The 13,811-nt window shown below is 63.9% G+C and carries 14 protein-coding genes and 1 pseudogene; all 15 read right to left on the bottom strand.

The genetic code is table 11. From position 1 onward, the window contains the following. Window positions 1–33 precede the first annotated feature (33 nt). The 15 genes and pseudogenes from tpiA to VITFI_RS09595 all read right to left on the bottom strand — a co-directional run bounded on the left by tpiA (window position 34) and on the right by VITFI_RS09595 (window position 13,800). The gene (gene tpiA / locus VITFI_RS09665) at window positions 34–774 is read right to left on the bottom strand and encodes a triose-phosphate isomerase (protein ID WP_089418085.1); all 741 of its coding nucleotides are present in this window, start codon (window positions 772–774) and stop codon (window positions 34–36) included. 56 nt (window positions 775–830) lie between these two features. After that, window positions 831–1,817 carry an NAD(P)H-quinone oxidoreductase gene (locus tag VITFI_RS09660; protein ID WP_089416769.1) on the bottom strand — a complete coding sequence of 329 codons (987 nt, stop codon included), beginning with the start codon at window positions 1,815–1,817 and terminating at the stop codon, window positions 831–833. Window positions 1,818–2,048: 231 nt separating this feature from the next. Continuing rightward, window positions 2,049–4,154: pseudogene (pnp, locus tag VITFI_RS09655) on the bottom strand (polyribonucleotide nucleotidyltransferase); the annotation flags it as partial. 202 nt (window positions 4,155–4,356) lie between these two features. After that, window positions 4,357–4,626 (bottom strand): 30S ribosomal protein S15, encoded by a 270-nt coding sequence (gene rpsO / locus VITFI_RS09650; RefSeq protein ID WP_089416767.1) that lies wholly within the window; start codon window positions 4,624–4,626, stop codon window positions 4,357–4,359. Window positions 4,627–4,795: 169 nt separating this feature from the next. Continuing rightward, window positions 4,796–6,100, bottom strand: a complete 1,305-nt coding sequence (locus VITFI_RS09645) for a branched-chain amino acid ABC transporter substrate-binding protein (protein ID WP_198301403.1) — start codon at window positions 6,098–6,100, stop codon at window positions 4,796–4,798. Window positions 6,101–6,115: 15 nt separating this feature from the next. After that, complete coding sequence (gene tsaD / locus VITFI_RS09640) at window positions 6,116–7,147, bottom strand: tRNA (adenosine(37)-N6)-threonylcarbamoyltransferase complex transferase subunit TsaD (protein ID WP_089416766.1); 1,032 nt, start codon at window positions 7,145–7,147, stop codon at window positions 6,116–6,118. A 15-nt stretch (window positions 7,148–7,162) separates the two neighbouring features. Beyond that, the gene (gene fdx / locus VITFI_RS09635; RefSeq protein ID WP_089416765.1) at window positions 7,163–7,501 is read right to left on the bottom strand and encodes an ISC system 2Fe-2S type ferredoxin; all 339 of its coding nucleotides are present in this window, start codon (window positions 7,499–7,501) and stop codon (window positions 7,163–7,165) included. Window positions 7,502–7,524: 23 nt separating this feature from the next. Further along, the gene (hscA, locus tag VITFI_RS09630; RefSeq protein WP_089416764.1) at window positions 7,525–9,381 is read right to left on the bottom strand and encodes a Fe-S protein assembly chaperone HscA; all 1,857 of its coding nucleotides are present in this window, start codon (window positions 9,379–9,381) and stop codon (window positions 7,525–7,527) included. 31 nt (window positions 9,382–9,412) lie between these two features. Further along, a complete protein-coding gene (gene hscB / locus VITFI_RS09625) occupies window positions 9,413–9,931 on the bottom strand; it encodes a Fe-S protein assembly co-chaperone HscB (RefSeq protein ID WP_089416763.1) in 519 nt (172 codons plus the stop codon). Then, a complete protein-coding gene (locus VITFI_RS09620; RefSeq protein WP_198301402.1) occupies window positions 9,928–10,461 on the bottom strand; it encodes a GNAT family N-acetyltransferase in 534 nt (177 codons plus the stop codon). Before VITFI_RS09620 ends, hscB begins: the two co-directional genes overlap by 4 nt. Beyond that, window positions 10,437–10,760 carry an iron-sulfur cluster assembly protein IscA gene (gene iscA, locus VITFI_RS09615; RefSeq protein WP_089416762.1) on the bottom strand — a complete coding sequence of 108 codons (324 nt, stop codon included), beginning with the start codon at window positions 10,758–10,760 and terminating at the stop codon, window positions 10,437–10,439. The genes VITFI_RS09620 and iscA overlap by 25 nt, the downstream gene beginning before the upstream one ends. Before the next feature lies 1 nt (window position 10,761). After that, a complete protein-coding gene (gene iscU / locus VITFI_RS09610) occupies window positions 10,762–11,175 on the bottom strand; it encodes a Fe-S cluster assembly scaffold IscU (RefSeq protein ID WP_089416761.1) in 414 nt (137 codons plus the stop codon). Between the two features lie 13 nt (window positions 11,176–11,188). Continuing rightward, window positions 11,189–12,406 carry an IscS subfamily cysteine desulfurase gene (locus VITFI_RS09605; RefSeq protein ID WP_198301401.1) on the bottom strand — a complete coding sequence of 406 codons (1,218 nt, stop codon included), beginning with the start codon at window positions 12,404–12,406 and terminating at the stop codon, window positions 11,189–11,191. Between the two features lie 107 nt (window positions 12,407–12,513). Further along, the gene (iscR, locus tag VITFI_RS09600) at window positions 12,514–13,056 is read right to left on the bottom strand and encodes a Fe-S cluster assembly transcriptional regulator IscR (protein ID WP_089416760.1); all 543 of its coding nucleotides are present in this window, start codon (window positions 13,054–13,056) and stop codon (window positions 12,514–12,516) included. Between the two features lie 276 nt (window positions 13,057–13,332). After that, a complete protein-coding gene (locus VITFI_RS09595; protein WP_089416759.1) occupies window positions 13,333–13,800 on the bottom strand; it encodes a low molecular weight protein-tyrosine-phosphatase in 468 nt (155 codons plus the stop codon). Window positions 13,801–13,811: the final 11 nt, after the last annotated feature.

The following is a 13,811-nucleotide window of genomic DNA, read 5'->3' as shown; positions in this document are numbered from 1 at the left end:
CTACTCCAAAAGACTAGCGCTAACCGCGCGTTTTCAGCCGGCTGCGCGGCAGATCGCCACGAAGTCCTTGGCTTTGAGTGCTGCGCCACCGATCAAGCCACCGTCGATATCGGCTTGGGTGAACAGCACGGTGGCGTTGTCTGGTTTGACGCTGCCACCGTACAGGATTTGCATCTCATCGGCCCGTGCCGTGGCAGCCCGCAGTTGTGCGCGCAGCACTGCATGAACGGCTTGCGCCTGCTCAGGCGATGCGGTGCGACCGGTGCCAATGGCCCACACCGGTTCGTAGGCCACAACCATCTCGCCGGCACAGTGGCCCAGCGTGTGAATCACAGCCGAAAGCTGACGTTTGACCACGGCCTCGGTTTCACCCGCTTCGCGCTGCTCCAGGGTTTCGCCCACGCAGACGATCGGGGTGATGCCGCGTGCCAGGGCAGCTTTGGCCTTATCAGCCACGAGCTGATCGGTTTCACCGTGGTAAGCACGACGCTCCGAGTGCCCAACGATGACGTAGCGGCAACCGAACTCGTGCAGCATCCCCACAGACACTTCACCCGTGTAAGCCCCTTGCTCATGGGCCGAGCAATCTTGGGCGCCCCAGCGCACGTCGCTGGCAGCCAGCGTCACCGCTGTTTCAGACAGATAGGGGAACGGCACGCACACGGCCACGTCACACCCGAATGGACGGGCCTCGACGATGCCCGCCAACAGCTCAGCGTTGGCCTTGTGGCTACCATGCATCTTCCAGTTGCCGACCACGAGTTTGCGTCGCATTTTGTTCATCTCCTGCATGAGGTGTTTGTGTCGATGGTTGTCGATAAAAGGCAGCGTCACCACTGCAACACGATCTTGCCGACATGCTGACCGGACTCCATCAGCGCATGGGCTTGCGCCGCTTGCGCCGCTGGGAATACACGCTCGATCACCGGGCGGATGTCCCCACGCTCGAACAGCGGCCATACGGTCTGGCGCAACTGGTGCGCAATCGCCGCTTTAAAGGCCACCGAGCGCGGACGCAGCGTCGAACCTGTGATGGTGAGCCGGCGCCGCAGCACGTCACCCGCGTTGAAGCCCGACTTGGTGCCGCCTTGGATGGCGATGATGACGATGCGCCCGTCATCGGCCAAGCAACTCACTTCGCGGGCCACATAGTCGCCGGCAACCATGTCCAACACCACGTCCACGCCACGCCCGTCGGTCAGGCGCTTGACCTCGGCAGCGAAATCGTGGGTTTTGTAGTTGATGGCGTGGTCAGCACCCAATTTGAGGCAAGCAGCGCACTTGTCATCGCTGCCGGCGGTCACGATGACGGTGGCACCCAGGGCTTTGGCCAGCAAGATCGCCGTCACGCCGATGCCACTGGTACCGCCTTGTACCAGCAGGGTTTCACCTGCCTGCAAGCGTGCCCGATCGAACACGTTCGACCAGACGGTGAAAAAGGTTTCGGGCAGGCTGGCCGCTTCCACGTCGCTCAAACCGGCGGGGATTGGCAAACACTGCGCAATCGGAGCCACGCACAACTCGGCGTAACCGCCCCCGGCCACCAGGGCGCAGACGCGATCCCCCAGTTGCCAGCCCGCCGCCGCCAACGCCGCCGCATCGCCAGCGACGAGGGTGCCTGCCACTTCCAACCCCGGCAGCTCGGAAGCGCCCGGCGGCGGTGCATACGCGCCTTTGCGCTGTAACACGTCTGGCCGATTCACCCCCGAAGCGCTGACGCGGATCAGCACCTCACCCGCCGCCGGCACCGGGTCGGCGCACACGGTTTCGACCAGTACCTCGGGGGCACCGAACTGGGTGATGGCAATGGCTCGCATGGACGTCAACTCCTGGCGGCGGGGGATGCAACGACGCGCAGCTTACTGCTGTTGCTGCTGTTGTTGTTGCGGCGCGTCAGCAGCGGGTTCTGCGGGGGCAGCCGCTTCCGTACGCGGAGCTTGCTCAGCACGCTCACGACGCGGGCCGCGATCACGACGATCGCCACGGTCAAAACGATCACCCCGGTCTTCACGGCGAGAACGCTCGAAACGCTCCTCTTCCATGCCTTCCGGACGCTCCAACAAAGCCTTCATGGACAGCTTGATACGGCCTTTTTCGTCCGTTTCCAGCACTTTGACCTTGACGATCTGGCCTTCGGTCAGGAAGTCCGTCACCTTTTCCACGCGCTGGTGGGCAATTTGGCTGATGTGCAGCAGACCATCTTTGCCAGGCAGCACGTTGACCAGGGCGCCGAAGTCCAGAATCTTGACGACCGGGCCTTCGTACACCTTGCCGATTTCGGCTTCAGCGGTGATTTGCTCGATGCGCTTCTTGGCCGCTTCGGCCTTGGCCGCTTCGGTCGAGGCGATGGTGATGGTGCCGTCTTCCGCGATGTTGATCTGGGTGCCGGTTTCTTCGGTCAGGGCGCGGATGGTGGCGCCGCCCTTACCGATCACGTCACGGATCTTCTCGGGGTTGATCTTCATGGTGTACAGACGCGGGGCGAACTCGGACACCTCGTCCTTGGCGCCGCCCACGGCCCCCACCATGATGCCCAGGATGTGCATGCGCGCTTCTTTGGCTTGCGCCAGTGCGACTTGCATGATTTCCTTGGTGATGCCCTGGATCTTGATGTCCATTTGCAGCGCGGTCACGCCTTGCGTGGTGCCAGCCACCTTGAAGTCCATGTCGCCCAGGTGATCTTCGTCGCCCAGGATGTCGGTCAGCACCGCAAAACGGTTGCCTTCCTTGATCAGACCCATGGCGATGCCAGCGACATGCGCCTTCAGCGGCACGCCAGCGTCCAGCATGGAGAGGCAGCCACCGCACACCGATGCCATCGACGACGAACCGTTCGATTCGGTGATTTCCGACACCACGCGGATGGTGTACGGGAAGTCTTCCTTGGCGGGCAGCACCGGCACCAGGGCGCGCTTGGCCAGGCGACCGTGGCCGATTTCGCGGCGCTTGGGCGAGCCCACGCGGCCGGTTTCGCCCGTGGCGAACGGCGGCATGTTGTAGTGCAGCATGAAACGCTCGCTGAACTCACCGGCCAGGGCGTCGATGGTTTGCGCGTCGCGCTCGGTGCCCAGGGTGGCGATCACCAGGGCTTGGGTTTCGCCCCGGGTGAACAGCGACGAACCATGCACACGCGGCAGCACGCTGTTGCGGATTTCGATCGGGCGCACGGTGCGGGTGTCACGGCCATCAATGCGCGGCTCGCCAGCCAGGATCTGGCTGCGCACGATGCGGGCTTCGATGTCAAACAGCAAGCCTTCGACCTTGACTTCGTCGAAAGCCACGCCTTCAGCGGTCAAGGCCGCCTTGGCAGCAGCGTAGGCTGCGCGACAGGCTTGGGTACGGGCTTGCTTGGAGCGGATTTGGTAGGCCGCACGCAGGGCACCTTCGGCCAGCTCGCTCACCTTGGCGATGAACGCTTCGTCCTTGGCCGGGGGCGACCACAGGCCAGCGGCTTGCCACTCGGGCTTGCCAGCGTCGCGCACCAGTTCGTGGATGGCGTTGATGGCGATCTTGCCTTGGTCATGGCCGAACACCACGGCGCCCAGCATCACGTCTTCCGGCAGTTGGTCGGCTTCGGACTCGACCATCAGCACGGCGGTCTCCGTACCTGCCACCACCAAATCCATCTTGGAGTTGGCCAGCTCGGTCTTACCGGGGTTGAGCACGTATTCGCCGTTGACATAACCCACGCGGGCGGCGCCAATCGGGCCGTTGAACGGGATGCCGGAGATGCTCAGCGCGGCGCTGGAAGCGATCAGGGCGGCGATGTCGGCTTGAACTTCCGGGTTCAGGCTGAGCACATGCACCACCACTTGCACTTCATTGAAGAAGCCTTCCGGGAACAGCGGGCGGATCGGGCGGTCGATCAGGCGGCTGGTCAGGGTTTCCAGCTCACTGGGGCGGCCTTCGCGCTTGAAGAAGCTGCCCGGGATCTTGCCGGCGGCGTAGGTCTTTTCGAGGTAATCGACGGTCAGCGGGAAGAAGTCTTGGCCCGGCTTGGCGTCTTTGGCGGCCACCACGGTGGCCAGCACCACGGTGCCTTCGATGTCCACCAGCACAGCGCCGGTGGCTTGGCGAGCGATTTCGCCGGTTTCCATCGTGACCTGATGCGGGCCCCATTGGAACGATTTGGTGACTTTATTGAAGAGGCTCATGGCGCTCGTTTCTTTCTGACAAGCTCAGACGGCGATCGTCTCGGGCGGCATGCCATTCCAAGGCCAGGCCAACGCCTGGCCTTGGAATGACACAGCAATGCTCGTGAGCGACGCGAATCTAAACGGATGGGGGAAGGTTCAAAAAACGAAAAGCCTGTGTGCAGACTGGGCTCCACACAGGCTTTCGTCATCGTTGCTCAGCTTACTTGCGCAGGCCCAGCTTCTTGATCAGCGCAACGTAGCGATCGGCGTCCGTGCTCTTCAGGTAAGCCAGCAGGCGCTTGCGCTGGTTGACCATCTTCAGCAGACCGCGACGGCCATGGTGATCCTTGGCGTGGAGCTTGAAGTGGGGGGTCAGCTCGTTGATGCGAGCGGTCAGCAGAGCGACTTGCACTTCGGGGGAGCCGGTATCAGCAGCACCGCGAGCGTGGGCGGCGACGATGTCGGCCTTGTTGATGTCAGCCACGGACATGGCGATTTCCTTGTAAAGCTGAAACCGCCAGCCCCGCTGTTGCGAGCGCCGCACGGTTTCGGTTGGACTTGCGAGCGCGGGTGAAACCGACCCGCGTCGTGCTGTGTTTTTTTGCGTTCCGACCGCAGCCGGTTTCGCAAAAGCTGTCGATTATAGCTCGGTGGCCCGTTCAGGGTCGGGTCATCGTACAGCGGCTGGGCAAGGCAGTGAGAGGGCCATCGAAGCGCCGCACCGTGCGGAAACCATAGCCGGAGCCTTCGACATCCCACTTCGGCCCCCCTGCCCCCGCCCGATCCATGCCGCTGACGTACAACGGCTGGATCAACTGATGATCCTCCGCACGCATCAGACCACTGTGTGGCACACCGACCGCCGCCCCTTGGAACGACAGGCCCTCCAGCGCCCGGGCCACCGGTACGGCCTCGGTTGAGCGGGCTTTTTCCATCGCGGCCACGGCCATCTCGACCATGAGCTGCATCCGAGCGTGCAGGTAGTCCTCCTGCGGATTGGGAAAGCGGCGGCGAAACGCACCGACCATGGCGTCCGAGCCGGCATCGCCCACATTGAAGTGCCACTCGGACACGGCCAGCACCGTGCCCACGCCGGCATCCCCCAAGGTCGCTGGCACGCCCAGTGCATTGCCGTAAAAGGTGTAGAACTTGACGTTCAACCCCAGGTCTCGCACCGCCTTGACCAACAGTGTCAAGTCGTTGCCCCAGTTGCCCGTCACCACCGCTTGGGCGCCGCTGGCGCGGATTTTGGTGGCATAGGGCAGGAAGTCCTTCACCCGGCCCATCGGGTGCAGCTCCTCACCAACGATCTCAATGTCTGGCCGCTTGGCGGCGATCATCTCGCGGGCCCGGCGCACCACCTGCTGGCCAAAGCTGTAATCTTGGCCGATGAGGTAGGCTTTTTTCAGGCGCGTATCGGCACGCATCACGTCGGTCAGGGCGTTCAGGCGCATGTCCGCGTGGGCATCGAAGCGGAAGTGCCAAAAGCTGCACCGCTCGTTCGTCAAACTCGGATCGACGGCTGAATAGTTGAGGAACAACACCCTGCGCTGCGGCTCGCGCTCGTTGTGTTTGTTCAGCGCGTCGATGAGGGCGGCGGCTGTGGCCGAACTGTTGCCTTGCAGAATGAAACGGGCACCTTGGTCGATGGCACTGCGCAGCAGGCTCAACGCCTCCTCGGTGTTGCCCTTGCTATCGAGGCGCAGCAACGCCAGCGGACGGGCGCCACCGGGCAGCTTCACACCGCCGCGTGCGTTCACACGCTCCACCGTAAATTGGAGGTTGCGAAACACCGCCTCCCCCGCATTGCCGAACGGGCCGGACAGCCCCTCAATCAGCGCCAACCGAATCGGCTCAGCGGGTGCAGCCGCCACCGCAGCGGACATCCCCGCCAGCAGCCCCACCGCGCCCGCGATCTGTTGAACCCATTGACGCCGGGTAGGCAAAGAAGTCGGGGACATCATGGGGGGCATTCCTCGTCAGGCAGCGTCCAGCGCCCAGCGGGGGCGCACATCAAAGCGGTAATCGGTGCCGGCGTGGGCCAAGCCGGCTTGCAAACGCATCGCGGCGGCCAGGGCGATCATGGCGCCGTTGTCGGTACACAAGTGCAGTTCAGGGTAGTGAACGCGGAAGCGGTGGCGCTGCGCCGCTTCATTCAACTGAGCGCGCAACCCGGCGTTGGCGCCCACGCCGCCGGCGATCACCAGGCGCTTGAGCCCCGTGGCCTTCAGCGCCTTGAGGGACTTCTTCACCAGCACCTCGACGATGGCGGCTTGGGTGCTGGCCGCCACGTCGGCGCGCTGAGCGTCCGTCACGTCGGGGCCGAGGCGCTTCAGGGTGGTGAGCACCGCCGTTTTCAGCCCGGCGAACGAAAAATCGAGGTTGGGCTGATGCAGCAATGGCCGGGGCAAGTCAAACGCCTGCGGGTTGCCTTGCTGCGCGAGTTGGGAGAGCGCCGGCCCACCGGGGTAACCCAGCCCCAGCAGCTTGGCGGATTTGTCGAAGGCTTCGCCCGCCGCATCGTCGATGGTTTCGCCGAGCAACTCGTAGCGCCCGACGCCATCCACACGCATCAACTGCGTGTGTCCGCCGGACACCAACAGCGCCACAAAAGGAAACTCCGGCGGATCGGCGGACAAAAACGGCGACAGCAAGTGCCCTTCGAGGTGATGCACGCCCAGCGTCGGTTTGCCCAGCGCAGCGGCCAGCGCACAGGCCACGCCCGCACCCACCAGCAACGCCCCCGCCAGCCCCGGCCCTTGGGTGAAGGCCACCACGTCCACCGCGTCCAAGCTGAGTTGGGCGTCGGCCAGCACTTGGCGCGTCAAGGGCAGCACGCGGCGCACATGATCCCGCGAGGCCAGCTCGGGCACCACGCCGCCGTAAGCCTCGTGCATCTTGATCTGGCTGTGCAGCGCATGCGCCAGCAGTTGCGGACGCGCGTGGCCCGCGTAGCTCACCAAAGCCACGCCGGTTTCGTCACACGAGGATTCGAACGCCAGAACATTCATGCTGCCACCGCCGGTTCAGTGCCGCTCGCGGGCGTGGTTGATGGTGTAGCGCGGGATCTCGATCACCACATCGTCATCGCTCAGAATGGCTTGGCAGGCGAGGCGCGAGGTCGGCGTCAGGCCCCAGGCTTTGTCGAGCATGTCGTCCTCGATTTCGTCGGTTTCACCCAGCGAATCAAAGCCTTGCTTCACCACCACATGGCAGGTGGTGCAAGCGCAGCTCATTTCACAAGCGTGTTCGAGGGCGATGCCGTTTTCCACCAAGGCTTCGCAAATCGAGGTGCCAGCGGGCGCTTCGATCTCGTCACCGTGCGGGCACAGCTCAACGTGGGGCAGGATTTTGATGACGGGCATCGTGGCACTTTCGGTGAATCGGGTCAGATCGACGCCAGGCTGCGCCCCGTCAGGGCCGCCTGGATGCTCTTGTTCATGCGCGCCGCAGCAAAGGCTTCGGTGCCTTTGGCCAGCGTTTCCACGCTGGCGGTGATGGCGTCGGGCGAGTCGCCTTGCGCGGTTTGCGCCAAGTCACGCAACAGGGTGTCGATGGCGGCGCGTTCGTCCTCGTCCAGCAAGTCGCCATCGGCGGCCAGGGCGGCGCGGGTGGCCAGCGTCATGCGCTCGGCTTCGACACGGGCTTCGCGCAAGGCGCGGGCCTGCATGTCGGCCTCGGCGCTGGCAAAACCGTCTTTCAACATGCGGGCGATCTCGTCGTCGGCCAGGCCGTAACTCGGCTTGACTTGCACCGAAGCTTCGACGCCCGAAATTTGTTCCTTGGCGAAGACGTTCAACAGCCCGTCCGCATCCACTTGGAAGGTGACGCGGATGCGCGCCGCGCCCGCCGCCATCGGCGGAATGCCGCGCAGGGTGAAACGCGCCAGGCTGCGGCAATCGCCCACCAACTCGCGCTCGCCTTGCACGACGTGGATGGCCAGCGCGGTTTGCCCATCCTTGAAGGTGGTGAAGTCCTGCGCCTTGGCCACCGGCAGGGTGGTGTTGCGCTCGATCACTCGCTCCACCAGCCCGCCCATCATTTCCAGGCCGAGCGAGAGCGGAATCACGTCCAGCAACAGCAACTCGCCATCCTGGGCGTTGCCGGCCAGGGCGTTGGCTTGGATGGCCGCACCAATCGCCACCACTTCATCCGGGTTGACGTTGGTCAGCGGCTCGCGGCCAAAAAACTCACCCACCGCCAAGCGCACCGCCGGCATTCGCGTGGAGCCGCCCACCATCACCACGCCTTGCACCTCGTCGCGCGTCACTTTGGCGTCGCGCAGCACCTTGCGCACGGCGCTCAGGGTGCGGTCGAGCAGCGGGCGCGTCAGCGCGTCGAACTGCGTGCGGCTCACCGTCACGGCCACGGTGCCGGTGGAAAGCGCCGCGTTCAGCGCGGTGGTTTCGGCGCCAGTCAGCGCCTCTTTGGCGGCACGGGCGGCCACCAGCAGGGTGCGTTTGTCTTGAGCGGTGTGCGGCGTCACGCCGGCTTGTGCGGCGGCCCAATCGGCCAGGGCGTGATCGAAATCGTCACCGCCCAAGGCCGCATCGCCGCCCGTGGCCACCACCTCGAACACCCCCCGCGAGAGGCGCAGCAGCGAGATGTCAAACGTGCCGCCGCCCAGGTCGTACACCGCATACAGCCCTTCGCTGCCGTTGTCCAGGCCGTAGGCCACGGCGGCGGCGGTGGGTTCGTTGATGAGGCGCAGCACGTTCAGGCCGGCCAGTTGCGCCGCGTCCTTGGTGGCTTGACGCTGGGCGTCGTCAAAATACGCCGGCACGGTGATGACGGCGCCATACAAATCATCATTGAAGGTGTCTTCGGCGCGGTAACGCAGCGTCGCCAAAATCTCCGCCGACACCTCGACCGGAGACTTCACCCCCAAGCGCGTCTGCAAACCCACCATGCCGGGTTGATCGACGAAGTGGTAAGGCAGCTTGTCACGCCCGACGATGTCCGACAGGCCGCGCCCCATGAAGCGCTTCACCGACACCAGCGTGTTTTCCGAGTCTTGCGCCTGCGCGGCTTGCGCGTCCCAGCCGATCTGGCGCCCGCCGCCCTCCAAATACCGCACCACCGAGGGCAGCATCAGCCGCCCTTGGGCATCGGGCAGGCACTCGGCCACGCCGTGGCGCAGCGAGGCCACGAGCGAGTTCGTGGTGCCCAGGTCGATGCCCACGGCAATGCGACGCTGGTGCGGATCCGGCGCTTGGCCAGGTTCAGAGATTTGGAGCAGTGCCATTCGGGGAAGGGGAAAAACGTCAGAGATCCCGTCAGGGATCCAGGGCTTCAAGCCGCCGAGAAATATCGGCGCGGAAGCGCTGCACAAACATCAAAGCGCGCACCTGTTGGGCAGCGGCGGGGGCGTCGTGGCGCTCATCCAGCAGCGTGGCCACCTCGGCCAGCAGCTTTTTTTCGAATGCCGCGACGGTGTCGTCCAAGCGTTCGATGGCGTCCACACCGTGCGCTTCGTCCAGCGCCTCGCGCCATTCCATTTGTTGCATGAGAAACGCCGCCGGCATGGCGGTGTTGTTCTCCGCGCCGATGGCCGCACCACGCAGCTCGCACAGGTAGCTGGCGCGCTCCAGCGGGGTTTTCAAGCGGCGGTAAGCCTCGTTCACGCGCACGGCCCATTGCATCGCCACACGCTGCGCGGCGGCGCCGTCGGCGGCAAACTTGTCCGGGTGAACCTGGGCTTGCAGGGTGCGCCAGCGCTCATCCAATTGGGCGCGATCCAGCGCGAACTGTGGCGGCAAGCCGAAGAGGGTGAAATCGTCGTCCTGGAGGTTCATGCCAAGCGTTTTTCGTAGAAGACCGACAAACCGTTGTCGGGATAGCCCGCAAACGGTGCCCGGCGCACATAACCGCAGCGCTCATACAGACGAACGGCTTCGGTTTGGTCACGCCCGGTTTCCAGGGTTGCAAGGCTCAGGCCGTCTTCAAGCAGACGCGCTTCCAGCGTCGCCAACAGCCGCTCGGCGATGCGCTGGCCGCGCAGCGTCGGGTGGACGAACATGCGCTTGATCTCGCCGTAAGGCTGGCCGTTCGTTGCCGGTTCGCCCGGCATGCGGCGGGTGGCGCCGCAGCCCACCAGCCGCTCGTGGGCGCCCTGCCCTTGCACGGCCACCAAAAAATCGATGTCGGGTTGCAGCAGCGCCGCCACATCGAGGATGTGGTTGTCTTCGGGCGCATAGAGGCTGGCGAGGTAGGCGTCCAGCGCCTCCAGCAGCGGGCCGACTTGCGGGTGATCGGCGCGTTCAGGGCGAATCGAAATCACGGCCAACAACGCCTCAGCCATCACACGCGGAAGGATTCCCCACAACCGCAGCGATCCTTCTCACGCGGGTTGTAGAACTTGAAACCTTCGTTCAGGCCTTCGCGCACGAAGTCCAGCTCGGTGCCGTCCAGGTAAGGCAAGCTTTTCGGGTCGATCAAGATCTTGACGCCATGACCCTCGAAGATGATGTCTTCTTCTGCAATCTCATCGGCGTATTCCAGCTTGTAGGCCAAGCCCGAACAGCCCGTGGTCTTGACGCCCAAACGCACGCCCACGCCCTTGCCCCGGCGCGAAAGGTAGCGGGTGACGTGGCGTGCCGCCGCTTCAGTCAGCGTGACGGCCATCTCAGTTCGCCTTTTCCGCTGCAACCGCCTCGCTGGCGTGGCGGGACTTGTAATCGTCCACTGCGGCCTTGATGGCGTCTTCAGCCAAGATCGAGCAGTGAATCTTCACCGGCGGCAGCGCCAGCTCTTCGGCGATGTCGGTGTTCTTGATCTCCAGGGCTTGATCCAACGTCTTGCCCTTCACCCACTCCGTCACCAGCGAGCTGGACGCAATCGCTGAGCCACAACCGTAGGTCTTGAAGCGGGCATCTTCGATCATCCCGGTTTCCGGGTTGACCTTGATTTGCAGCTTCATCACATCGCCGCAAGCCGGGGCACCAACCATGCCGGTGCCCACCGAGTCGTCGGACTTGTCGAACGCGCCAACGTTGCGCGGGTTTTCGTAGTGGTCGATGACCTTGTCGCTGTATGCCATGGTGTTCTCCTGCTCAGTGGGCCGACCATTGAATCGTGCTGAGGTCGATGCCGTCCTTGTACATGTCCCACAGGGGCGACAGCTCGCGCAGCTTGGCGACGCGCTCTTTGAGCGTCGTCACGGCGTAATCGATGTCGTCCTCGGTGGTGAAGCGGCCAATGGTGATGCGCAAACTGGAGTGCGCCAGCTCATCCGAGCGGCCCAGCGCACGCAGCACATAACTCGGCTCCAAGCTGGCCGACGTACACGCCGACCCGGACGACACCGCCAACCCCTTCACCCCCATGATGAGCGACTCGCCTTCCACGAAGTTGAACGAGATGTTGAGGTTGTGCGGCACGCGGCGCGTCAGATCGCCGTTGATGAAGGTTTGCTCGATTTCGGACAAGCCTTTCACCAGCCGGTCGTGCAGCGCTTGGATGCGCCCATGCTCAGCCGCCATCTCTTCCTTGGCGATGCGGAAGGCTTCGCCCATGCCCACGATTTGGTGCGTCGGCAGCGTGCCCGAACGCATGCCGCGCTCATGCCCACCGCCGTGCATTTGCGGCTCGATGCGGATGCGCGGCTTGCGGCGCACATACAAGGCCCCGATGCCCTTGGGGCCGTAGGTCTTGTGCGAGGCCAGGCTCATCAAGTCGATGGGCAACTTTTTCAGGTCGATGTCCACCTTGCCGGTGGCCTGTGCGGCATCGACGTGGAAGATCACGCCCTTCTCGCGGCAAAGGTTACCCAGCGCCACCACATCCTGGATGACGCCGATTTCGTTGTTCACCATCATCACCGAGGCCAGCACCGTGTCTGGGCGAATGGCGGCCTTGAAGGCTTCCAAGTCCAGCAGGCCATCGGGTTGCACGTCGAGGTAGGTGGCCTCGAAGCCTTGGCGCTCCAGCTCGCGCACCGTGTCCAGCACCGCTTTGTGCTCGGTTTTCACGGTGATGATGTGTTTACCCTTGGTGCCAGCGTAGAAGTTGGCTGCACCTTTGATCGCCAGGTTGTTCGATTCGGTGGCACCCGACGTCCAGACGATTTCACGCGGATCAGCGCCGATCAGCTCGGCCACTTGCACACGCGCTTTTTCCACCGCCTCTTCCGCTTCCCAGCCCCAGGCGTGGCTGCGGCTGGCGGGGTTGCCGAAGTGTTCACGCAGCCAAGGCACCATCGCATCCACTACACGCGGATCGACCGGGGTGGTAGCGCCATAGTCCATGTAGATGGGGAAATGCGGGGTCATGTCCATGATGAAAGAGCGGATGTGTCGGAAACGCGCCGCCCACGCCGCCACTGCGGGGTCAGACGCGACGAAAGAAAACCGAGGCGCAGCGGTGGCGAATCAGCCCGTCACTTGGAGAGCGAAAACGCGCTGCCCCCCAACGCAAACACCGAATTCGGCGCCGTCACCTTGATCGGCTTGACCACCGGCGTGGCCGAAATGGCACGCTTGACCGGCGCTTCTTCGATGGAAACGCCCTTGGCCAGTTGATCGTCCACCAGCTTGCGCAGGGTGATCGAATCGAGGTACTCGATCATCTTGGCGTTGAGGTTGGCCCACAGCTCGTGGGTCATGCAACGACCAATGTCATGGCCCATGCAGTTTTCCTTGCCGCCGCAGCCGGTGGCGTCGATGGGTTCATCGACGGCCACGATGATGTCCGCCACGCTGATATCTTCGGCTTTGCGGCCCAGCGAATAGCCGCCGCCAGGGCCGCGTGTGCTTTCCACCAGTTCGTGGCGACGCAGCTTGCCGAACAATTGTTCGAGATACGACAAGGAGATCTGTTGGCGTTGGCTGATCGCCGCCAGGGCCACCGGCCCGTTGTGGGAACGCAGGGCCAGATCGATCATCGCCGTCACGGCGAAACGGCCTTTGGTGGTCAAACGCATGGAACTCTCCTGTCAGCTCGGATGGCGAAATGCCGGCAACCCTCTTGGGATACAACATCCCGGCCTCATCACATCGGCGCCAGCCCTGCATCAGGGCCAACCCTCGACTGATTCCGAGTGTTTCGCTCGATTATAGATGAAACCGAGTCTTTTAGTCGAGTTTGATCGACAAAAGGTTCCGTGGATGTCGCCCAGGTGGCCCGCTGGCAGAGTTAAGCAAGAACGTCGCCAGCTTGAGCGAAACCGTCAACCATTGGCCCGGCGGGCCGCCCGCCGTCAGCGCGGACGGGTGCGTTGTAACAACGCACGGCAGCCGTCCTCCACGCAATCCAGCACGGTTTCGAAACCGTCCGGGCCACCGTAGTATGGATCGGGCACCTCGCGACCGCGTGGGCCGTCGGCCATGTCCATCAACAGGTGCAAACGCCCCCGCAACGGTGCTGGACAACGCTGTTGAAGTCTGGCCAAGTGGCCCGCATCCAGCGCCAGCACCCAATCGAAACGGGCAAAGTCAGCGGCTTCGACACGCCGGGCGCGCAGCCGGCTCAAGTCGTAGCCCCGGCGCCGTGCGTGGGCTTGCGAACGGCGATCCGGCGCTTCCCCCGCGTGCCAGCCCTCGGTGCCCGCCGAGTCGATCTCGTAGGCGTCGGCCAAACCAGCCTGTTGCACCAAAGCGCGCATCACCCCTTCGGCCGTGGGTGAGCGGCAAATGTTGCCGGTGCAGACGAACAACACACGAATCATGGTGACGCTCC

Source organism: Vitreoscilla filiformis, from assembly GCF_002222655.1.
GTDB lineage: Bacteria > Pseudomonadota > Gammaproteobacteria > Burkholderiales > Burkholderiaceae_C > Ideonella > Ideonella filiformis.
This window is presented reverse-complemented; position numbering and strand designations above follow the sequence as displayed.

What these genes read in the sequence shown, in the direction of transcription:
- tpiA (WP_089418085.1), bottom strand. Translation starts at nt 774, where the DNA reads ATGCGACGCAAACTCGTGGTCGGCAACTGGAAGATGCATGGTAGCCAC.
- VITFI_RS09660 (WP_089416769.1), bottom strand. Translation starts at nt 1,817, where the DNA reads ATGCGAGCCATTGCCATCACCCAGTTCGGTGCCCCCGAGGTACTGGTC.
- rpsO (WP_089416767.1), bottom strand. Translation starts at nt 4,626, where the DNA reads ATGTCCGTGGCTGACATCAACAAGGCCGACATCGTCGCCGCCCACGCT.
- VITFI_RS09645 (WP_198301403.1), bottom strand. Translation starts at nt 6,100, where the DNA reads ATGATGTCCCCGACTTCTTTGCCTACCCGGCGTCAATGGGTTCAACAG.
- tsaD (WP_089416766.1), bottom strand. Translation starts at nt 7,147, where the DNA reads ATGAATGTTCTGGCGTTCGAATCCTCGTGTGACGAAACCGGCGTGGCT.
- fdx (WP_089416765.1), bottom strand. Translation starts at nt 7,501, where the DNA reads ATGCCCGTCATCAAAATCCTGCCCCACGTTGAGCTGTGCCCGCACGGT.
- hscA (WP_089416764.1), bottom strand. Translation starts at nt 9,381, where the DNA reads ATGGCACTGCTCCAAATCTCTGAACCTGGCCAAGCGCCGGATCCGCAC.
- hscB (WP_089416763.1), bottom strand. Translation starts at nt 9,931, where the DNA reads ATGAACCTCCAGGACGACGATTTCACCCTCTTCGGCTTGCCGCCACAG.
- iscA (WP_089416762.1), bottom strand. Translation starts at nt 10,760, where the DNA reads ATGGCCGTCACGCTGACTGAAGCGGCGGCACGCCACGTCACCCGCTAC.
- iscU (WP_089416761.1), bottom strand. Translation starts at nt 11,175, where the DNA reads ATGGCATACAGCGACAAGGTCATCGACCACTACGAAAACCCGCGCAAC.
- VITFI_RS09605 (WP_198301401.1), bottom strand. Translation starts at nt 12,406, where the DNA reads ATGACCCCGCATTTCCCCATCTACATGGACTATGGCGCTACCACCCCG.
- iscR (WP_089416760.1), bottom strand. Translation starts at nt 13,056, where the DNA reads ATGCGTTTGACCACCAAAGGCCGTTTCGCCGTGACGGCGATGATCGAT.
- VITFI_RS09595 (WP_089416759.1), bottom strand. Translation starts at nt 13,800, where the DNA reads ATGATTCGTGTGTTGTTCGTCTGCACCGGCAACATTTGCCGCTCACCC.